Below are 19,958 nucleotides of genomic sequence, written 5' to 3' on the forward strand. Positions count from 1 at the left end.
GTCATCAAAGGGAGGGTGGATGTACCGTCAGCAGTGGCTCGTCGTGGCTCTGGTGCTCGGGGTGAGCGCGGCCGCCGGAGCGCAGGGGCGCCCTGGGAAGACCGCATCGGCACCCGCTGGCAAGGCCGCGTCGGCCCAGCAGGGCGCGGGCATCGAGGTGCGGACGCTGAAGAACGGGATGAAGGTCATTGTCTGGCCGGACCAGGACATCCCCAACGTGACGCTCTTCAACTTCTTCCGGGTTGGCAGCCGCAACGAGCGGCCCGGCATCACCGGCCTGTCCCACTTCTTCGAGCACATGATGTTCAACGGCGCGAAGAAGTACGGCCCGGGCCAGTTCGACTCCGTCATGGAGGCCGCGGGTGGCCGGAACAACGCCTCCACCTCCGAGGACATCACCACCTATATGGACTGGTTCCCCAGCTCCGCGCTGGAGACCATCTTCGATCTCGAGGGAGACCGGCTGGCCCACCTGTCCTTCGATCCGAAGATCATCGAGAGCGAGCGCGGCGTCGTCTACTCGGAGCGGCGCTCGTCGGTGGACAACGACAACATGGGCGCGCTGATGGAGCAGGTGCAGGCCACCGCCTTCGTCGCGCACCCCTATGAGATTCCCGTCATCGGCTGGCCCTCGGACATCGAGTCCTGGCGCATGGAGGATCTCCAGCGCTTCTTCCAGACGTACTACGCCCCCAACAACGCCACGCTGGTGGTGGTGGGCGCGGTGACTCCCGCGGAGGTCTTCGCGCTCGCGGAGAAGTACCTGGGGCCCATCCCCTCGCAGCCCCCGCCCGAGCCGGTGCGTACGAAGGAGCCCGAGCAGCAGGGCGAGAAGCGCGTGCTCGTGCGCCGCATGGCGCAGGCCCCGATGCTCCAGGTGGCCTACCACGGGGTGGATGCGAAGGACGCGGACGTGCCGGCGTTGAAGCTGTTGCTGCAGATCCTCGCGGAGGGAGAGTCCTCCCGGCTCCACCTGCGGCTGGTGGAGGAGGAGCGGGTGGCCATCCACGTCAGCAGCCAGTCCACGCTCACCTTTGATCCCTCCCTGGTGTGGTTCGTCGTGGACATGCCGCCGGGCGCGGATGTGGCCCGCGTGGAGAAGCTGCTCGGCGAGGAGCTGGAGAAGGTGCGCTCGCAGGGCGTCACCGACGCGGAGCTGCGCAAGGCGAAGAACATCGTCGTGGCCAACTTCTGGCGAGGCATGGAGACCAATAGTTCCCGGGCTTATCTCCTGGGCACGTATGAAGTCTTCCTGGGGGACTGGCACAAGCTCTTCGACGTGCCCACGCGCTACGAGCAGGTGACGCGCGAGCAACTGCGCAAGGTGGCCCAGCGCATCCTCGATCCGGACCACCGCACCGTTGGAGTGTTGATGCCCACGGGTGAAGTCCAGGCCGCGGCCGGGAAGGAGGCGGGACGATGAGCAGCGTCATGTGCAGGGGCGTGGTGGCGGCATTGCTGATGACGACCGCAGCCGGGGCGCAGAGCACCACCACCAAGCCTGCGGAGCCGAAGAAGACCGAGTCCGTGCCGGGCGTCCAGTTGCCGAGGTCCACCGTCATCGAGCTGAAGAACGGGGCTCGGCTCATCCTGGCCGAGAAGCACGATGTTCCGCTCATCTCCTTCAGCGGCTGGCTGCGCGGAGGAACCCTGGGAGAGCCTCAGGGCAAGGAAGGTCTGGCTGCGCTCACCGGTGAGCTGCTGCTCAAGGGCGCGGGCAAGCGTGACGCCCGGCAGTTCGCCGAGGCCGTGGATGGCGTGGGGGCCGAGCTCGATGTCTCCGCCGAGACCGAGGCGCTGCACGTGGAGGGCCAGTTCATGACGCGGGACTCGGCGCTCATGGTGGAGCTGCTCTCGGACCTGCTGATGCGGCCCCGCTTCGAAGCGGGTGAGTTCGAGAAGATGCGGGACCGGATGACCTCCGAACTCGCCGCCTTGAAGGATGGAGACCCGCGGAGCCTCATGAACTTCTACTTCCTCGCCTTCCACTTCGCTGGGCACCCCTATGGGCGGCCGGTGATGGGCAGCGAGGCATCGCTCCCCACCCTCACGCGCGAGGACGTGCTCGCGTACGCGAAGGCCCAGCTCGGTGGGGATCGCCTCATCCTCTCGGTCGTCGGAGACTTCGACACGAAGCAGCTCGCCAGCCAGCTGGAGGCCGCGCTCGGCGGCTGGGCTCGTGCAGGAGCCCCCGCGCCCGTGGCGCCGCCGACCTCCGCCACCAAGGGCCGGCGCGTGTTGCTGGTGGACAAGCCCGATGCCACCCAGACGTACTTCTGGCTCGGCAACACCGGCATTGCTCGCGGCGATCCGGACAGAGTGGACGTGTCGCTGAGCAACTCCATCTTCGGCGGACGCTTCACCTCGCTCCTCAACACGGAGCTGCGCATCAAGTCTGGCCTGAGCTACAGCGCTGGTTCCATCCTCATGAGGGAGACGCAGCCGGGCGTCGTTGCGATCTCCTCGTATACGAAGACGGAGTCCACCGGGAAGGCGATCGATCTGTCCCTGGACGTCCTCTCCCGCTACCGCCGCGACGGCATGGATGAGGCGATGCTCCCCTCGGCCAAATCTTACGTGCTGGGCCAGTTCCCGCCCACGCTCGAGACGAGCGGCCAGCTGGCCTCGAAGCTGGCGGAGCTGGCCTTCTATGGGCTCGATGCCCAGGACGTGAACGGCTTCGCTGCCGCCGTGGCCGGAGCCACCCGGGAGCACATCCGCCAGGTCACCCAGCGAGTGCTCCCTGCTCCCGAGGACCTGACCCTCGTGCTTCTCGGCAATGCCTCCGCCATCCGGGAAGTGGCGCGCCGCTATGGTCCCGTGACGGAGATGAAGCTCTCCGACAAGAGCTTCACGCCTCCTCCCGCACCGAAGCGCTGAGGGGCGCCCGCCGGACGTGGCTCGCTACTGTGCCTGCGCGTGGTAGCGGGTCATGCACCGCTGGAAGCGCTGATCCACCGATCGCGCGTACCACCCGGTGGTCCGGTCTCCGCTCAGCTTCGGGCTGCGGATGACCACCTCGGGCATCCGGGCATACTCGGGGCGCTTCCCCTTCACCCGCTCGTAGGACTGCTTCACGGCGCGCCACGTCTCCGTCTTCTCGAAGTCGGCCGTCTTTTCCTTGAGGACGTCCCGGCGCACCTGCCGCTCGCTCAGCTTGGGGGCGTGGCGCGCACGGAACGCCAGTAGCGCCGCCAGCGTGCGGCTGTCCTCGTCTCGGGGCTTGCCGTCCGCGTCGTAGAGCAGCAGGTCCCCATCCGCTGCCAACCGCAGCCCCATCATCTCGCTCACCTGGGCCTGCAGCGCCGCGTTGCGCGAGGCGTAGAGGCCCGAGTTGTAGTCCGCGAAGCGGTACAGCGGCAGGGAGTAGCTGGCCTCGTATCCCAGCAGTCGCGCCGTGCCGAAGCGCACGCCGCCCGCGCGCGTGTACAGCTCCTCGCGCACCTCCGCCTCGGGGCGATCCTCATCGGACTGCTCCACCGCATAGCGAACGCTCACCTGCATGGAGCCCGCGGTGGTGATGGGGTTCAGCTCCCGCAGTCCGCGAGAGGTGAACAGCTCGCTGGCCAGATCCGCCGCCGTGTACACCGCCGGGTACTGCTCCTCATAGGCAGACAGCAGCTCTCGGAAGAACCGGTCCAGATCCCGCTCCGTCCGCACTGCCTGGAGCCGGGCCTCGAAGGTGCGCGATTGGCCCGGTGCCCGGTGCTGCATCAGCGCCTGCAGGGCCTTGCGCCCCACCAGCCCCAGCTTCCCTGCGTACGTGTCCAGCCGCTTGCGGACGATGCGCGGCAGCTCCTTCACGACCGGGTTCTCTTGGAAGCCGGACTCCTGCTCGATGATGGCCAGCACCTGACACACCGGCTCCGCCGAGGGGTAAACCTGTTGTGCATCCAACGCGGAGAGCACGTCCTGGCTCCAGCGCTCGGGCTCTTTCACCCGCGAGGGGATGAGCCGCGCCACCTGGCTCGCCGTGAGCCGCGCAGGCAGTGCGGGCGGGGGCTCGGACTCGCGCACCACGCGTGAACCGCAGCTCGAGAACACACCCAAGACAGCCAGACCGAGCCCCAGATGCTGCAGTCCAGATAGAAACTTCATTCCATACTGTCCGCGGTGGTGAGTCTGAAAACACTCCGTTTCACGCGGAGTATTGGGGTGGGTCTCGCCAGCCCCTGACGAGGCTCTCGCCCCTAACAGCGCACGGGTGTTGAGGAATCCCAAAAACGGAACCCCGTATATGCCGTGATAATTGTTTAATGCGGAAGTTTTCTAATTGTTGTTCAAATTGTTAGAAGCTACTTCCGCAAAAAAGTAGTTGATCTCATCGACACCTGTATGTCACGAAAGGCTCGTATTTCCCCCGAGGAGGTAGCACGTTGAGCAATAAGCTTCTGAGGACGTTCTGTGCGGCGTGGATGGGTCTCACCTACGCTGCGTGCGGCACCGCTGAGCAGCAGCAACCGGTGGACGCCGATGAGCTGTCGACGAATGCCGAGTCGAAGGACGACCATGCGGACATCCAGCAGGCCCTGAGCGTGCTGCCTGGCGCCAGCGTCCAGGGGTCCAACAAGGACGGCGTTCCCTACTACATCACGGGTAACTTCGGCTTCGCTTCCAGCTCGGCCAAGGGCCTGGCGGCGGTGGACGCGAAGGCGACCGTGCAGGAGGCTCTGGCGGCGGTAGCTCCGGTGTTCCGCCTGCAGGCTGCGAACCTGACGTTCAAGCGCGTCACGGTGGACCAGAACGGCCACCAGCACCTGCGCTTCCAGCAGATGAAGAACGGCCTGCCCGTCATCAACGGCGAGCTCATCCTCCACGTGGACGCCAAGGGCAACGTGTACGCCGCCAACGGCGACGCGCGTGACACCAAGGCCGGCGTGGCGATGAACACCCTGGTGAAGGCGCAGATCTCCGCGGACGCCGCGGTCACCGCCGCCACCAAGTCGACCCAGGCCCTGAACAAGTCGGGCAAGGCCGAGCGCCTGGTCTACGTGCGTGACACCAACGAGAGCCTCGTGCTGGCGCACGAGATCCGCGTGGTGGGCCAGCAGGGCGGCATCCCCGTGGAAGACCTGGTGTACGTGAACGCCGACAACGGGAAGATCGCCCTGCGCGCTCCCAAGGTCTACACGTCGCTCAACCGCGCGGTGTACAGCGCCAACAACGGCACCTCGCTGCCCGGTACGCTCAAGCGCTCCGAGGGCGGCGCGGCCAGCGGCGACAACCACGTCGACACGAACTACGCGAAGCTGGGTGGCACCTACAACTGCTACTTCAACAACTTCGGCCGTGACTCGTTCAACAACGCGGGCGCGCAGCTGAAGAGCACGGTGCACTACAGCACCAACTACGTGAACGCCTACTGGAACAGCTCCCAGATGGTGTACGGCGACGGCGACGGCGTGAACAGCACCCAGCTGGGTCTGGACAACGACGTCACCACGCACGAGCTGACGCACGCCGTGACGGAGAACGAGTCCAACCTCACCTACTCGGGTGAGTCCGGTGGCATCAACGAGGGTATGTCCGACATCTTCGGCGCCTTCTGCGAGAGCTACGAGAGCGGCAGCTGGATCACCACCGACGACGTGTTCAAGGTGGGCGAGGACATCTGGACGCCGGCCACCCCGGGTGACGCGCTCCGCTACATGTACGATCCGGCCAAGGACGGCGCCTCGCTGGACTACTGGACCAGCAGCGCTGGCAGCGTGGACGTGCACTACAGCTCCGGTATCGCCAACCTGGCGTTCACCCTGCTGTCGCGCGGCGGTACGCACCCGCGTGGCAAGTCCACCACGGTCGTGACGGGCATCGGCGTGCAGAAGGCCGGTCAGATCTTCTACAAGGCCAACACGGACATCCTGACGGCCTCCAGCAAGTACGCGGCGCTGAAGACGGCGACCGAGCAGGCGGCGACCCAGCTGGGCTTCACCGCGGCGGAGATCGCCTCGGTGACGGCGGCCTGGGCGGCCGTGGGCGTGGGCTCCACCACCCCGCCGACCGTCGTGACGCTGAGCAACGGCGTGCCGGTGACGGGCATTGGCGCCAGCGCGGGCACGGACAAGGTCTACAAGCTGACGGTTCCCGCCAGCCAGACCAGCGTGACGTTCACCACCTCGGGCGGCACGGGTGACGTGGACCTGTACGTCAAGGCCGGCGCGATTCCGGACACCTCCACCTACGACTGCAAGTCGGAGGGCACGGCCACCTCGGAGACCTGCACCAAGGCCAGCCCCGCGGCCGGCGACTGGTACGTGCTGCTGAGCGCGTACGCGACCTACTCGGGCGTGACGCTGACGGGTACCTACACCGGTGGTACCGGCGGTGGCACTGACACGCTGACCAACGGCGTGGCCACGGCTCAGTACTCCGGTTCCGCGAGCACCTGGAAGTGCTGGACGCTGACGGTTCCGTCCGGCAAGAGCACGCTGACCTTCAACCAGGTCGGCGCCTCGGGCAACACGGGTGACGCGGACCTGTACGTTCGCCAGGGCTCCGCGCCGACGACGAGCACCTACTCCTGCCGTCCGTACCTCACGGGCAACACCGAGACGTGCACCATCAGCAGCCCGACTGCGGGTACCTGGTACGCGTGCTCGTACGGCTACAGCGCCTACACCAAGGTGACGATGAAGGGCACCTACTAGTCCTTCGCTCGTAACACTGAGTGAGAAGTGAGACGCCCGGGGGCCTGTGCTCCCGGGCGTCGTCTTTGCGGGGTCCTGCTGCTAGCGGCGGACCTCGATGTCGCGCGCGAAGCTGCTGCCGCCGACCAGGTCGAACGAAGCGCGCACGGAAGTGCCCTCCTCGAGCTGCTTGATCGGCACGCTCTGGCCCTCGCGCACCCCGCGGCTGCGCTTGTCGATGCGCAGCTGGTACACGTTGCCCTCGGTGTCACGCACGTGGACCGTGCCGCGATCCACGCGGGTGACGCGGCCATCCACGCTGCCCGAGGCGATGACCACCCGCTCCAGCGGCACCGAGTCGTTCTGCCGTGCTGCACGCGCCGCCTTGGCCGCGCCCTCGTACCAGGCCTCATCCTCGCTGGCCTGGATGGCCTCGGAGCCGATCATCACCCGGCCCTCTTGGGCCTGCTGAGGGGCTGCGGACTCGGTGGTGGTGGTACCCCGTGGAGCCGGCTGTGCCTGCGCGGGTGCGGTGCGCGAGCTGGCCACGCCCTGAGCTGGGGCCGATGCCGGTGTCTGAGCTGGAGCCGGTGCGGCGGGCTGCGCCACGGGTTGCGGAGCCGGGGTTTCTGCCGGAGGCGCCGTGCTCACCTGCGTGGGTGCGGTGTTCGCGCCTGGCCGCGACGGAGCCGGTGCCCGCGCGGAGACAGGCGCCGCCTGCTCGTGGATCTCGCGCTGCTGGCAACCCGTCACCAGCGCGCACACCCCCATCATTCCCATCCATGCCCAACGACGCCCCATCCTTGCCTCCCCCGGTGTGGGAAAATTGGTTCTTGGGGGCGCACCACTGCAATGGGCGCGCCGGGCAGGCGGCTCGCGCGTGCTTCCAGCAGCGGACAGTGCGAGGCCCGGAACTCAGGCCGGAGGCGGGCTTTGGGGGCTGGAGGGCCGACGGGAAGGGGAGCGGGCAGGCGAGGAGTTTGCCTCCCCCTGTGGCGAAGGAGTTTCCCTCCCTCCGTGGAGCAGTGGACAGCGCTCAGTCGATCAGCGTGCGCACGACGGCTCGGACATGGAGGCGCACGCGCTCCCGCGCCGCGATGAGCGTGGAGGCATCCGCCGGGTCGTAGCCGAGGCACAGCACCACATCGTCCTCGGGGGCGGCGCGCACACCCAGGCGCGCGTAGTTGAGCGTTCGCGAGACAGGCTCGCCCTCCATGTCCGGGGTGAAGCGTCCGAAGATGGGGGCGTGGGGGCTGCGGCCGGTGGCGGTCTCCTTGAGCGCGAAGAGGCGCCGTACGGCCTCCAGCGCGGCGGGGCGAGCCATGATGCGCTCCGGACGGGCCGGGCCAGCCAGCTCGCGCTCGATGAGGCGCAGGCAACCCCGGATGAACTCCACGTCCGTGATGACGAGCCCGTAGAGGTACCAGTCCTGGCAGGCCGCCTCGACGAGCCGCGCCTGGGCATCCTCGAGCCAGCCGAAGGAGGGGCAGGTGAACGTCTCGCAGATGGAGGCGCGGTACACGCCGCAATCGCGGAGATCCACGCCGCCCGTCACCTTCGGATGCCCCAGGCAACCCACGCGGCGCTGCTCCGCGTCGATGAAGCCCAACAGGGGGCACACGCGCACGGAGGGGAAGAGGGGAGGCTCCTTCCGGGACTCCAGCGCGTCGCGGGCGGCGGCATGCCAGGCCTCGCGCTCTCGAGGCACATCGCGCATGCGGGCGGTCTGCTCCGCGAGCCGCTCGGTCAACGCCGCCCGGGAGTGATCCCGGAAGTTGTAGAGCCCACAGCAGGCACCGCAGGAGGCACCCCGCCCGGGCTGGCACAGGTGGAAGGAGACGGACACAGTCCCTCCATTTATACGCTCAGAACCATCCTGGCTGCATGCGCGTATAGGAGTCCTCGCACGAGCGGCAGAGCTCCACGAGGTGGGGCACGCGAGGCACCTCGACGGCGAACCAATACTGAGCGGCGCACAGCTTGCCTTCGTAGAAGTCCCGGCCCTCGCCTCCCCGGCCGAGCCCCTCCCGGGCCGCCGCTGCCTGGGCCAGCCAGCGCCAGGCCACGGCCATGATGGAGAACAGCTCCATGTAGTCCGCGCTGTGGCGCAGCATCTGCTCCACCTCGCCGGACATGCCCATGGCGCCGAGCGACAGCGTCAGCTCCGTCACCGCACTCAGGGTGCGCTCCATGCTCTCGCACCAGCCTGGGTCCACGCCGGCCTTGCGGGCGCGGGCCACCGTGGCGGCCACCTCTTCGGAGAAGATGCGCAGCGCCTCGCCTCCGGCGGCCACCACCTTGCGGCCGAGCAGATCCAGCCCCTGGATGCCGGTCGTGCCCTCGTGGATGCTGTTGAGCTTCTGGTCGCGCAGCCACGCCTCGGGCAGGTACTCGCTCGAGTAGCCGTAGCCGCCGTGCACCTGGAGCGCCAGCGCGTTGGCCTCGTAGCCCTTCTCCGCGGGGAACGTCTTGGCCACCGGAGTGAGCAGATCCAGCAGGAGCCCCGCGCGCCGCCGCGACTCCTCGTCCTGTGCGTGCGTGGCGAGGTCCGCTTGTTGCGAGGCGGTCAGCAGCAGCGACAGCCCGCCCTCGACGATGGCCTTCTGGCGCAGCAGCATCCGGCGCACGTCCGCGTGCTCGATGATGGGAGTCTGCGGCTGGGTGACGTCCTTGGCCGAGGAGGCTCGGCCCTGGGGGCGGTTGCGCGCGTAGTCCAGCGCCTCGTGGTAGGCCACGGACGCGGTGGAGACGGCATTGAGGCCCACCATGATGCGCGCCTCGTTCATCATCTGGAACATGCAGGCCAGGCCGCGGTTCTCGGCCCCCACGAGCCAGCCCCGGCAGTCTCCCGCCTCGCCATAGCTGAGCACGCAGCTGGGCAGGCCCTTCCAGCCGATCTTGTGGATGACGCCAGCCACCTGGACATCGTTGTCCACCAGCCGGCCGCCCTCGGGACGGCGCGTGGGGACGGCGAAGAGCGAGATGCCGCGCGTGCCGGGCAGGGCTCCGTCGATGCGGGCGAGCGTGAGGTGCACCACGTTCTCGGTGAAGTCCTGGTCCGCGCCGCTGATGAAGATCTTCGAGCCGGAGATGCGGTAGCTGCCATCCGGCATGGGCGTGGCGCGCGTCTTCACGTCCGCGAGGCTGCTGCCGGCCTGCGGCTCGGTGAGGGCCATGGTGCCGGTCCACTCGCCGCTGTAGAGGCGGGACATGAAGTGCTCGCGCAGCCAGGGCGTGCCGAACACCTCGAGCAGGTGCGCCGCGCCGATGGTGAGCCCCGCGTAGCCGTAGACGCTGAGGTTGCCCGCCATGAGGTACGACGAGGCCACCGAGGCGATCGTCATGGGCAGCTGCTGTCCGCCCACCTCGGGAGGCCGCGTGGCCGTGAGCAGTCCCAGCTCCACCATCTGGGGATAGAGCCGGCGCATGAGCGGGTGCACGTGGACGCGCCCATCGCGGAAGGAGGGCGGCTCGGCATCCAGCAGCCGGTAGGTGGGGAAGAGCACTTCGCGGGCGAAGCGGCGCACGTTGCCCAGCAGCAAGTCGAAGGTCTCCCGCGAGTGTTCGGAGAAGGCGGGCAGGGTGCAGAGGCTCGCGGCGTCGAGCACCTCGAAGAGCTGGAAGTCGACGTCACGATCGGACAGGAGCGGATTGGAGCTGGCGGAGGTCACGAGGGGTAACCTGATACGAAGAGGGGCCGGGCCGCCAGCCGGAATTCATCGCTCCACGTGTACGCCCTTCCAGAAGGCCACATGGTTGCGGAGGTGCCAGGCCGCGTCCTTGGGCGCCGGGTAGCACCAGGCCGCGTCCTTGTTCACCTGCCCGTCCACCACCACGTCGTAGTAGCTGGCCACGCCCTTCCAGGCGCACGTGGTGTGCGTGGGGCTGGCTCGCAGGCACGCGTGCTGTACGGATTCGGGAGGGAAGTAGACGATGCCCTCCACCAGCTCGTACCGCTCACTCTCCGCGAGCACGGTCCCGTTCCACGTTGCTTTCGCCATGTGGCCCCCCTCGTCCATGTCATCTTCTCGGATCCCCGGTTCGGTGCCAGCTCGGTCTGCCCCTTCTGTCAACTCCTGCGGGGAGTCTCCCGACAGCCCGGCGGACGAGGGAGCACGGGCATGAGGCCGGACAGGCAGGCGGAGCATCCCCATCTTTTGGGAAGACACAGGCCCTCGAGGGCCACGGTTTCGCACTCGCAAGGGAGGTCACGTCATGCTCGTCGTGTGGTCCATCGTGTTGGGGGTTCTCTTCTTCGTGGGGCTGCTGGTGGTCACGATCCTCTTTGGCGCCGCGGCGAATGCGCACGAGAAGGAGGCGCAACTGCGCACCGAGCGGGAGCGGAGCGACGGGTTGACGGGGGACGTCACCTCCGACACGCCTCATCCGATCCACCAGCGTTACCTCGAAGCCTGAGAGCCCGAGCGCGGGGCGTGGCTCAACCCTGCGGCGCGCTGTAGTAGCGCCGCAGCCAGCGGCTCAGGCCGTCCAGGCCTGGGAAGAGCACGCGCTCCGTCACGTTCGCCTGGTCCAGCTTGTCCCGCACCTCCCACTTGAGGGCGGCCGGGACGATGAGCCGGTGCACGCCGCGCTTCTGGCTCTCCAGGAAGGTGTCCAAGCGCAGCAGCGGGCCGTTCATCACCGAGAAGAGCGCGAACTGGTTCACGATCCGGGCATCCAGCGAGGGAGGCTCGAAGAAGAGCACGAAGGGGTGCTTCGTCATCCGATCGAACGTGGACAGGTCCCCGGCCACCTCCGCGAGCATCTCCGCGGTGAAGACGTCCGCGCCTTCCTCGCGGAGCTCGGCCTGGAGCGGCTTGGGAAGCAACCGGTTGGTCTCACGGTAGTCCACGCACCACACCGCGCCGTCCACGTCGTACAGCTCCGGATCCTCCGTCAGGAAGTGGAGCGCGACATGGGGACTGAACGTCCAGTCCAGTAGCCGCGTGGGCAGCCCGTGATGCTGGGCCAGCGCCAGCCAGTCCCAGACTGACTCACAAGGTTGGGTGCCGTCGCGCGCGTACTTGCGGAAGGCGCGCAGCAGATCCCTCTCGTGAGGAACGAAGGAGCCCTGGTGGCGGTTGAGCGAGGTGGACAGATCATGCTGGGCGTCCGGCACACCCCGGAAGACGAAGCTCGGGCGGAAGCGGCGGATCTGCTCGTTCCACGAGCCCGAGAAGAGCGCTTCCTGCAACTCGATCCAGCTGTCGACGCGGTGCTCTTTCACGGCCGTGGCACCAGTATTCACTCCAGGCCCGCCTCCACCAGCGTGGAGGTTCCGGGATGCGTGCGCCAGCCCACAGAGGCAACGTTGGAGCGTGCACCACGCTACACCTACGGGGACGCCCGCCATCCCGGTCGCCCGCCCGTGCGGCGGACGGGCTTACGGCCGGCCGGAGTCGGCTGGCTGGTTGAAGGCATAGGAGTCCGCACCGGGGGCCTTGTCCTCCTGGAAGAGGGGGCACTTGGCGCAGGTGAAGCTCTCCCAGTCCTCGTGGACGGCGACATCCACGCACGCGCTGTAGTGGCGGCAGTGGACGTTGCGGTGCTCTTCGATGTGGAACTGTTCCGCCCGCCGGGGGAGGCGGAATGCGGTGGGTCGCGGCTGAGCGCAGGGCATGGTCGATGACTCGCGTTTCGGTTGGATCCCCCTCGTTGCACACGGACCAACGGCTGGTGCGTCGCGTCATTCCCGAGGAGGTACGTCTCTCTCAACCGGCCAGCGCCGTCCGACCTTCCGGATGGGGCGGCTAGGTGCGGCGGCTGGCGCCAGCCCTGCGTGCGGCCTCGGCGAACACCTCGTACGGCTGGGCGCCCACCACGCGGAGGTTGCCCACGAAGACGGTGGGGATGCCGCTGATGCCCAGGGCCATGCCCTCGGCGCGCAGCGCATCCACTCGGGCCTGGTACTCGGGCGAGTCCATGGCGGCGACCGCTTGCTGGGCGGACAGGCCGGCCTCCTCCGCCAGCCTCCCGAGGATCTCCGGGTTCTCGATGTCCTCGCCCCGGCTCCAGTAGGCCCGCATGACGGCCTCACGGAACGGGTGCAGCCGGCCCTGGTCCCTTGCCCACTCGGCCAGCGCGATGGCTCGCCGGGTGTTGTTCATCAGGTTGCGCGGCTGGATGCCCGTAACGCCCTGCATCTGGGCCACCTGGAGCATCCGGGCAAACATCGCCTGGGAGCGGCCGGGGAAGAGCCGCTCCATGAGGATGCCTCCGGGCGGCGTCTCGGGACGCAGCTCGTAGCCTCGCCAGTCCAACTCCACGTCGTACTCTGCTTGCAGCCTGACCAGGCTGCTCTGCTCCGCGATGAAGCAGAAGGGTCAGACGAAGTCCGAGTACAGGCGGATGGGTACAGCCATGGGGGGCCTCCTTGGCGGCCCCTCCTCATACCTTTGTCACGCGCACGTTGCCAACCCTGCTCATCGAGCGGCCGGGCAGTTCGCACATTCCTTCACCCGGAGGGGACTTTCCCTGAAGATGCGCCCGTGTCCATGCCTGCCCGATCGCCTTCGACATCTTCCTGCCGCCCGCTGGCGGTGCTGGCCCTGTGCGCCCTGTTCTTCGTGAGCGGCTGTACCGCCTTCAGCCGCGCCGTGAAGGAGGGAGACCAGTTCACCTCCGAGCACAAGTGGGCCGAGGCCGAGGCCGCCTACCTGCGCGCCCTCGCCGTGGATCCCGAGGCCTCCGAGGTGACGGTGAAGCTGCGCGCCATGCGCAAGAGCTGGAGCGAGGAGGTGTACGCGGAGGCCGAGCGCGTCCACGGCACGGGAGACCTGCCGGCGGCCCAGAAGCTGTTGGTCCGCGCGCTGGAGCTGGACGGGGAGAATGAGCCGGCGCGAGCGCTGCTGACGAAGACGTTGGATGCGCGGGTGGAGGCGGCGCAGAAGGCGCTGAAGGAGGAACGCCTGCAGGACGCGCGAGCGGAGTTCGACGCGGTGCTGTCTGTCTCGCCGGACCACCCGGCGGCGCGCAAGGGGGTGGACGCGGTGCAGGTGGCGTGGGCGAAGCGCTGGTTCAAGACGGGGCAGCAGCTCGAGGAGGGCGGCAAGCTGGGCAACGCGCTGTTGGCGTACCTGCGCGCGGATCAGGAGCGGGTGGGGGCGACGGCGGCTCGGGAGCGGGCCGAGGCGGTGCGCCAGAAGCTGAGGGATGACGTGGCCTTCCTGGTGGTGGCCACGCCGGTGGAGGACAAGGCGGAGTCGCCGGATGTGGCGCAGCGGTTGGGGGCGGGGCGGCTGGCATCGATGCTGCCCAAGGAGGTGCCCATCCGGGTGGTGACGGAGGCGCCCGAGTCCAAGGTGGGAGTGAGGCTGGATCTGACGCTGGAGCGGGTGCTGCCGCTGAAGGTGGTGGAGCAGTCCCAGCGGAGCCAGCGGTACCTCGCGGGCAACCGCTCCGTGCCGAACCCAAGGCGCCGGCAGTACGAGGACAAGCTGCTCCAGTCCGAGCGGACGATGGAGGAGGTGGAGCGCAAGCAGGCGGTGGCGCTGCGTGACTACCTGCGGCGTCAGGCAGAGCTGAACACGGTGAGGCAGACGGCCGAGCGCTGCCGCGAGCGGGAGCGGCAGGCGTGTCTGAAGCTCATCCAGCAGTGTGGCGATGCAGCCAGCGAGCAGGAGAAGCCGGGCTCGGTGCCCGAGGAGTGCAACCCGTCGGCGTGCGCGACGCGGCAGTGCGGGCAGGAGGAGCAGTTGCTGGCGTCGAACGCGGCGGTGGTGCAGCAACTGGAGAAGGTGCTGGATGGGTCGCTGGAGCAGTCGGAGAACCAGCGGCGCGATGTGCAGCGGAACAGGGACCTGGTCTTCCGAGAGCCGATGACGGTGGAAGAGCCGATGTACTCGGACTTCGTGTTCGACGTGGAGCTGCACCGGCTGACGGTGAAGGCCACGGTGACGTCGGTGCTGAGGGATCTGCTGGCGACGCAGGCGGTGCCGGCGCCGGTGACGCAGGACTACGACGTGATGCACGAGGACTACAGCCACAAGGGCTATGACCGGTACGGCGTGCTGGCGGACCCGGTGCAGCTGCGCAGCGAGTTGGAGCTGCGGGTGGACGTGGGAGACAAGGCGATGGGGGATCTGGCGAGGCGGGTGATGGAGCGCTTCGACGCGTACCGGCAGAAGCGGGTGGAGGACGCGCGGCGCGGCATGGTGCGACCCGGGGCGGAGGACGTGGTGGAGACCTCGGTGCGGGTGCTGCTGCTCACGGCGGACAAGCCGCCCGCGGACATCCTGCTGCCGGTGGCGCAGGCGCGAGGCCTCCAGCGTCCGGAGTCCATCCTCGGCAAGTGACCCCAGGGGTACGCTCCCGGTGATCGGCTGAGAAAAGACCCGGCGCGGGGCTCTGTTGCCCCTGCGAAAGAGTCCGTACACCCAGCGCAGTGCGCAATACAGCGCTCCCTTCGAAATGAAATGAGGGGAATGCAACGCATTGGCACGCGCTGACCCTACTTGTTGAGTCACAGACCTGCTAGGTTGGGCTTCCCGCGCAGGAGGGCTGCCGGATCGTCCCAGAAATCCAGTTTCCCTGAGCCCATGCCGCCCTGCCTCTCGACCCTCCAGGCAGCCGGGCGGCAGGCGCTGACAAATCTTCTCCCCCTTTCGTTACCCAACGTGCTAGGTAGGGCCGAGGAGGCCCAACGTGCCACACGATATTCTTCTTCCCGCGACCATGTTCGAACGCTGTGTCATCGCCCACGAGAGGAATCTGGAGATCGGGCGGCGCTACATCCAAGCGTTCGGGCTCAATCGAGGTGTGGATGCCATCGTGGCGGACATGAATGAGGGCCGTCTGCCTTGGGAGAAGGCTCAGCAGGTGCTCAGTCACATGCACTACCTGGTCATCGAGTACATCACCCAGCGCGTGGGGCATACGCGCTTTGGCGCCCTGTACCGGGATCCCGAGTTCATGACCCTGCAGACGGACAGCCTGTCCGGTACCCTCCAGCGCCACGGCCCCTTCGCCCAGGAGCACTATTCGCGCGCCGTCGAGGGCTTTGCCTGGAACTCACTGCGCCTGTGGCACCTCGTGGCGCATGACAAGGGAGGGCGCCACATCTATGAGCCTACTCCCCAGGTTGCCGAGCTGATCCGGCGGTCGCCGCTCGAAAGCCCCTGGAGGACGCCTCGGTTGCCCGTGCAGTCCCTGCTGATGCTCGTGCCTCCCGAGGCGGAGCTCTCCCTCAAGGTGAAGGGCTTCCCCGCACGGAATGTCACCGAGATCTATGCCGTGGAGGCGCCCGCTCCCGGGCACCAGTGGGCCATCTGGGTCCATGCCCCCATCGATGATCGCATCGCCGAGTCCGTGTACGTCGAGCTCCTGTTCTCCCCGGAGGGGACCCTCGAGGAGAGCCTGTCGCGAGCCCATGACATGTTCCAGGAGAGCTCTCCCGCTGTCGAAGGCTGGAGGGATTGCGTGCGCTGGTTCGCGGGAGCCGTCCGCTACCTGATTGAAGGGGGATCCCAGCGGGAGCTCGTGCTCGCCACGCAGGATGGAAGAGCCGAGAAGCGCGTTCTCATCGGATTGACCGACGAGCTGCACTGAGCACCTCGGCCCCCCTCTGGGTTGTGGGGACAGCAGGCGGGCGGCCGGGGTGCGCAATCGCAAAAAGGTGGCGCCGTAGAGCCAGATGAAGGGGCTCGGAGGAGGCCATCATGAACTTCAATTACCTGATCCACGACAGCGACCTGAACTACCCTGCGATGTTCTTCGTCATTGCTGCCTACCTGGCGCTCATGGCGGCCTTCGTTCTCTAAGGCGCCGCTCACGGTGCCTTCGCGACGGGCACCATCTCTTCACGCCGGAGCAGCAGCAGGGCATCGTTCTTCGGAAGGATGCGCACCTGGAAGCGGCGCCGGTATTCGTCCTCGGGCGTGAAGACTCCACGATCGCTCACCAGCAACAGCGCCGTGGGCACGACGTACCGCTGCGAGTGGTTGCCGTAGTAGTGCACCACCACGTGGTACGGCCCCGGCGCTGCCTTGCGAGCGTGGTACAGCTCGGGGCCCAGCCCGTCGGTGATGTCCCAGAAGAGCTTGCCGCCCAGCTGTGTCTCCTTGTGCGAGTAGAAGCAGCGTTCGCCATTGGGCTCGATGACCCACAGATCGATGTCCGTGTTGTCCGAGTTCCAGTGGGTGGTGAGCTGGTAGTCGATTGGCTGGAAGTTCAGCTCCTCGGTCACGGTGCCGAGCTTCGCCAGCTCTCCCTGCCGGGTGCGCAGCACGGTCGCCACGGCTCCCGCGCGCGGGTGGCGCGCCAGCGCCGTGAGCATCCGTGAGTAGTGGTACGCCGCTACCGTCTTCAGCTCGGCCGGGTGCCGGGGCCAGCTCCGCGCCAGGACGATCTCGTAGTTGCGAGCCGCCTCCGAGTAGCGGCCCGCCGCATCCAGCGCCAGCGCCTCCTCGAGGAAGGCCTGGGCCTCGAAGGGACGGCTGAGCCGCACGTGCTCGAAGAGCTCGGCCGCCGCCGGGTATTGCCCGAGCGCCAGCATGCCGTAGCCGACCAGCCGCAGCGCTTCCGCGTCCTGGGGACGCAGCTCCACCGGCGAGGAGAGCGCTCGCACCGCGCCCCAGGTGTCTCCCGCCAGCGCCCGCTTGCGCGAGATGGCCTCGTACACCAGCACGTCGTCCTTGTTGTCCCGGCGCGCCTTCCGGTACTGGAGCTCCGCCTGGAGACGCTCGTCTCCTCCCGCATAGGGCTCGTCCTTCAGGGGCTGGCGCCGCAGCAGGGCGCTGAGCTGGCTGCCCACCTCGCCCAGCTTGCGCACCACCTGCCGGCCCGAGTCCGGCACGTCGTCCAAGGCGATGCCCAGTAGCTTGTCGCGCCGCTGGTCCTCCTCCTTGCGCCTCAGCCCCTCCAGGTCCGCCAGGTCCACCTGCTCGTCCTTCACGGCGTAGCGCGTGTAGTCGCCCTCGGACTCCAGCACGAGCATGGAGGCTCGCGCGTTCGCCAGCCGGTAGTGCTGGCTGAGCGCCACCACCATCCGGTCCAGCCGCTCGTCGTCCAGCGACACCAGGCGCGCGGTGAAAAGCTCCGCCCACGCTCTCGGGGCGAAGGGGCTGTCCATGTCTCGGGGCAGGGGCACTCGCAGCACGCGCTCCTCCTCACCCACCCGCGTCACCACCTCCAGCTCCGCCGCCCCTTCGTCTGGCAGCCGCCCCGCCACCTGCAGCTCCTGGCCCGGGAAGACGAGCCGCGGCCGCCCCGCCACCACGACGTCCTTCGAGGCCGCGCCCTTCACCTCGACGCGGGCCAGCACCACCGAGGCCGCCCGGTGCGCCCGGGCCGCCGCCTCCACCTCCGAGCCGGAGAGCACGTTCACCACGCGCCCGTCGCTCGCGCGTGCCAGGGCGTCGAACAGCTCCTGGTTCACCGCCGCCTCACCGAAGCGGTAGGTCATCCATCGCAGCGTCTCCACACTGGGGTGGGTGGAGATCAGCGCCTCCACCCGGCCCTGGCCCCAGGTGGCGTTGCCGTCCGAGAGCAGGAATGCCGTCACGCGCTCGCCCGCCTTGGCCGGCTTGAGCCACTCCTTTCCGGCCTTGTCCAGCTCCTCCAGGACGCCGTCCACGTGCGAGGCCCCCTCGAGGAAGATGTTCTCCAACTCGGAGAACGTCTGCTGGCGGTGCTCGGCGTCATTGGTCCGCCAGCCCGCGCCGTGGAGCCAGCGCGGGCGCACGTCGAACAGCAGCACCGCGTATTCCTTGAGCGTCTCGTCCTTCTCCAGCAGCGCGCGCAGGGTGGCGGCCTGGAGCGCCCAGGCGTTGCCGTCCTCCACGGAGAGAGAGGTGTCCACCACCAGCACCGCGCGTCCCGTCGGTGGGCCCTCCGCGCCCGAGGTCAGCCGCGCCGGCAGCCGCACCCGTGTGTAGAAGGCCTGGCCCGGCAATCCCGCCGCGTCCTTGCCCACCAGCACGTCCGCGTCCGCGCTCTTGGGGGCCAGCGCCACGTCCAGTGCTCCGTCTCCCTGGAGCTTGGAGAAGTCGTAGACCTGCCATGGGCCCTGTGCGCGCGGCTGGCTCGCCGAGGCCGGCTGCACCGTCACCACGCCCACGTGGCGCGGGTCCACGTGCACGCGTGCGGACACCAGGAGCCCCTGGCCTGCCCCCGGCGGCAGCGGCCACGTGTAGCGCAGCTGCTTCCCGTCGAAGAGGAGCGTCTGCTCGTAGGCGATCACCACGCGCTTGAGGGACTTGGGCGGCAGCGGGAACACCCGGGCGCTGAACGTCGAAGCTCCCGCCCACTCCAGCAACGCTGGGTCCACGTTGCGCCGCACCACGTCCTCGTAGACTTCGCGGGCGCGCTTCTGCTCGACGACGCGGGCTTCCTGGCGCTGGCCCCAGGAGCGCTTCGCCCCAGGAGGACTCGGCGGCGCCGCAGCCTCCAACTCCTCCATCTTGCCCGAGGCGTCTCCCAGCGGCGGGAGCAGCTCCGAGGATTGGAAGAGCGAGGGCGAGTCCACCGCCACCGAGCCCGAGTAGAGCGCGAAGCCGGCCATCGAGGCCCCGCCCGGCAGCGGATAGTAGAAGGTCCCCTCCAGGTTGCGGTTCGTGTCGTTCTCGAACAGGTGGTCCACCACGGTGCGCACCCGGGCTCCCTGGATGTACGTCACCACGCGCACCTCGCGCATCTTGAGAGGCTGGTAGCGGCCGGACTCATCGGTGATGAGCACCTTGGCCGCCCGCAGCGCCGCCTCCACCTTGGGCAGCACCGGCGTGGGCGGCGCGTCGCTCTCGCCATCCTTTGTCTTCTTCTTGGGGGCCTCCCTCGGTGCGTCGTCCATGTCCGGCCTCGGGGCGGCTTCCATGGCCGGAGCCGGTTGAATGATCTCCCTGCGGTTCCTGGCGAGGTCTCGGGGAGCGGGGGCCGGAGGTGGGGGCGGGGGCGGGAGCGCTCCCGCGCTCCCGGGAGCGGCCACTCTGCCGCCGAGGGCACCCCCGACGACACCTCCGGCGACGCCTCCTACGACGCCTCCCTGGACGCCTCCCTCCTCGGCCGCCTCCGACTCCGCGGGGGGCTCTGGACGGTTCGCGCGCTCGAGTTCGGCGACCTGGGCCTCGGTGATCACCTGGGGATCCGCCACGGAGTCACGCAGCTCGGCGAGATTCACCTCTCCGGTGTCCGCCTGGCTCAGTGCCGCCGAGGGTGCCGCCAGCCCTGCTTTCTTGAACCGCTCCACCTCCGCCTGGGGGACGGAGGGCGTCGAGGGCGGCGTGACAGTCGTGGGCTCGCGCGGGGTGCCGCGGGTGCAGCCCGAGAGGAGCAGCCACAGGGACAGCAGGGCGGTGGAGGCACGCTTCAGGTTCATGGCCCGGAGACGTTAGCCCAAGG

The 19,958-nt window shown here is 68.4% G+C and carries 15 protein-coding genes; 6 read left to right on the forward strand and 9 right to left on the reverse strand.

The window, feature by feature from the left end; all coding sequences use genetic code 11:
- Window positions 1-19 precede the first annotated feature (19 nt).
- Together KY501_RS15680 and KY501_RS15685 are read left to right on the forward strand one after the other, a co-directional pair.
- Window positions 20-1,423: a M16 family metallopeptidase gene (locus KY501_RS15680; RefSeq protein ID WP_224363814.1), complete on the forward strand. Its 1,404-nt coding sequence runs from the start codon at window positions 20-22 to the stop codon at window positions 1,421-1,423.
- Complete coding sequence (locus tag KY501_RS15685) at window positions 1,420-2,880, forward strand: M16 family metallopeptidase (RefSeq protein ID WP_224363815.1); 1,461 nt, start codon at window positions 1,420-1,422, stop codon at window positions 2,878-2,880. Before KY501_RS15680 ends, KY501_RS15685 begins: the two co-directional genes overlap by 4 nt.
- Before the next feature lie 24 nt (window positions 2,881-2,904).
- Here KY501_RS15685 and KY501_RS15690 read toward each other — a convergent pair whose 3' ends face one another.
- Window positions 2,905-4,098, reverse strand: a complete 1,194-nt coding sequence (locus KY501_RS15690; RefSeq protein ID WP_224363816.1) for a DUF1615 family protein — start codon at window positions 4,096-4,098, stop codon at window positions 2,905-2,907.
- 278 nt (window positions 4,099-4,376) lie between these two features.
- Here KY501_RS15690 and KY501_RS15695 point away from each other — a divergent pair, with 278 nt between their 5' ends.
- Complete coding sequence (locus tag KY501_RS15695) at window positions 4,377-6,647, forward strand: M4 family metallopeptidase (RefSeq protein ID WP_224363817.1); 2,271 nt, start codon at window positions 4,377-4,379, stop codon at window positions 6,645-6,647.
- 81 nt (window positions 6,648-6,728) lie between these two features.
- Here KY501_RS15695 and KY501_RS15700 read toward each other — a convergent pair whose 3' ends face one another.
- From KY501_RS15700 to KY501_RS15715, 4 genes are all read right to left on the reverse strand, one after another.
- A complete protein-coding gene (locus tag KY501_RS15700) occupies window positions 6,729-7,427 on the reverse strand; it encodes a hypothetical protein (RefSeq protein ID WP_224363818.1) in 699 nt (232 codons plus the stop codon).
- A 235-nt stretch (window positions 7,428-7,662) separates the two neighbouring features.
- Window positions 7,663-8,472: a hypothetical protein gene (locus KY501_RS15705; protein WP_224363819.1), complete on the reverse strand. Its 810-nt coding sequence runs from the start codon at window positions 8,470-8,472 to the stop codon at window positions 7,663-7,665.
- A 19-nt stretch (window positions 8,473-8,491) separates the two neighbouring features.
- Window positions 8,492-10,297 (reverse strand): acyl-CoA dehydrogenase, encoded by a 1,806-nt coding sequence (locus KY501_RS15710; RefSeq protein ID WP_224363821.1) that lies wholly within the window; start codon window positions 10,295-10,297, stop codon window positions 8,492-8,494.
- Window positions 10,298-10,342: 45 nt separating this feature from the next.
- Window positions 10,343-10,627 (reverse strand): DUF427 domain-containing protein, encoded by a 285-nt coding sequence (locus KY501_RS15715; protein ID WP_224363823.1) that lies wholly within the window; start codon window positions 10,625-10,627, stop codon window positions 10,343-10,345.
- 214 nt (window positions 10,628-10,841) lie between these two features.
- On the opposite strand from KY501_RS15715, the gene KY501_RS15720 reads away from it, so the two are divergent.
- On the forward strand, window positions 10,842-11,042 hold the full coding sequence (locus KY501_RS15720; RefSeq protein ID WP_224363825.1) for a hypothetical protein: 201 nt from the start codon (window positions 10,842-10,844) through the stop codon (window positions 11,040-11,042).
- A gap of 22 nt (window positions 11,043-11,064) precedes the next feature.
- Here KY501_RS15720 and KY501_RS15725 read toward each other — a convergent pair whose 3' ends face one another.
- From KY501_RS15725 to KY501_RS15735, 3 genes are all read right to left on the reverse strand, one after another.
- Window positions 11,065-11,853, reverse strand: coding sequence for an FRG domain-containing protein (locus tag KY501_RS15725; RefSeq protein ID WP_224363889.1), 789 nt, complete (start codon window positions 11,851-11,853; stop codon window positions 11,065-11,067).
- A gap of 156 nt (window positions 11,854-12,009) precedes the next feature.
- Complete coding sequence (locus KY501_RS15730; protein WP_224363827.1) at window positions 12,010-12,246, reverse strand: hypothetical protein; 237 nt, start codon at window positions 12,244-12,246, stop codon at window positions 12,010-12,012.
- A 130-nt stretch (window positions 12,247-12,376) separates the two neighbouring features.
- On the reverse strand, window positions 12,377-12,937 hold the full coding sequence (locus KY501_RS15735; RefSeq protein ID WP_224363890.1) for a DsbA family oxidoreductase: 561 nt from the start codon (window positions 12,935-12,937) through the stop codon (window positions 12,377-12,379).
- A 183-nt stretch (window positions 12,938-13,120) separates the two neighbouring features.
- Between KY501_RS15735 and traC the strand changes: the two genes are divergently transcribed.
- Both traC and KY501_RS15745 read left to right on the forward strand, forming a co-directional pair.
- Complete coding sequence (gene traC / locus KY501_RS15740; RefSeq protein ID WP_224363829.1) at window positions 13,121-14,920, forward strand: outer membrane exchange accessory lipoprotein TraC; 1,800 nt, start codon at window positions 13,121-13,123, stop codon at window positions 14,918-14,920.
- 349 nt (window positions 14,921-15,269) lie between these two features.
- Window positions 15,270-16,172: a hypothetical protein gene (locus KY501_RS15745; RefSeq protein WP_224363831.1), complete on the forward strand. Its 903-nt coding sequence runs from the start codon at window positions 15,270-15,272 to the stop codon at window positions 16,170-16,172.
- A 220-nt stretch (window positions 16,173-16,392) separates the two neighbouring features.
- On the opposite strand, the gene KY501_RS15750 is transcribed toward KY501_RS15745, so the two are convergent.
- Window positions 16,393-19,935: a DUF2135 domain-containing protein gene (locus tag KY501_RS15750; RefSeq protein WP_224363833.1), complete on the reverse strand. Its 3,543-nt coding sequence runs from the start codon at window positions 19,933-19,935 to the stop codon at window positions 16,393-16,395.
- Between the last annotated feature and the right edge of the window lie 23 nt (window positions 19,936-19,958).

The sequence above is a fragment of the Hyalangium versicolor genome, assembly GCF_020103695.1.
GTDB lineage: Bacteria > Myxococcota > Myxococcia > Myxococcales > Myxococcaceae > Hyalangium > Hyalangium versicolor.

Excerpts from the sequence above, each read along its gene's own strand:
- KY501_RS15680 (WP_224363814.1), top strand. The coding sequence starts at position 20 with ATGTACCGTCAGCAGTGGCTCGTCGTGGCTCTGGTGCTCGGGGTGAGC.
- KY501_RS15685 (WP_224363815.1), top strand. The coding sequence starts at position 1,420 with ATGAGCAGCGTCATGTGCAGGGGCGTGGTGGCGGCATTGCTGATGACG.
- KY501_RS15690 (WP_224363816.1), bottom strand. The coding sequence starts at position 4,098 with ATGAAGTTTCTATCTGGACTGCAGCATCTGGGGCTCGGTCTGGCTGTC.
- KY501_RS15700 (WP_224363818.1), bottom strand. The coding sequence starts at position 7,427 with ATGGGGCGTCGTTGGGCATGGATGGGAATGATGGGGGTGTGCGCGCTG.
- KY501_RS15715 (WP_224363823.1), bottom strand. The coding sequence starts at position 10,627 with ATGGCGAAAGCAACGTGGAACGGGACCGTGCTCGCGGAGAGTGAGCGG.
- KY501_RS15720 (WP_224363825.1), top strand. The coding sequence starts at position 10,842 with ATGCTCGTCGTGTGGTCCATCGTGTTGGGGGTTCTCTTCTTCGTGGGG.
- KY501_RS15730 (WP_224363827.1), bottom strand. The coding sequence starts at position 12,246 with ATGCCCTGCGCTCAGCCGCGACCCACCGCATTCCGCCTCCCCCGGCGG.
- traC (WP_224363829.1), top strand. The coding sequence starts at position 13,121 with ATGCCTGCCCGATCGCCTTCGACATCTTCCTGCCGCCCGCTGGCGGTG.
- KY501_RS15750 (WP_224363833.1), bottom strand. The coding sequence starts at position 19,935 with ATGAACCTGAAGCGTGCCTCCACCGCCCTGCTGTCCCTGTGGCTGCTC.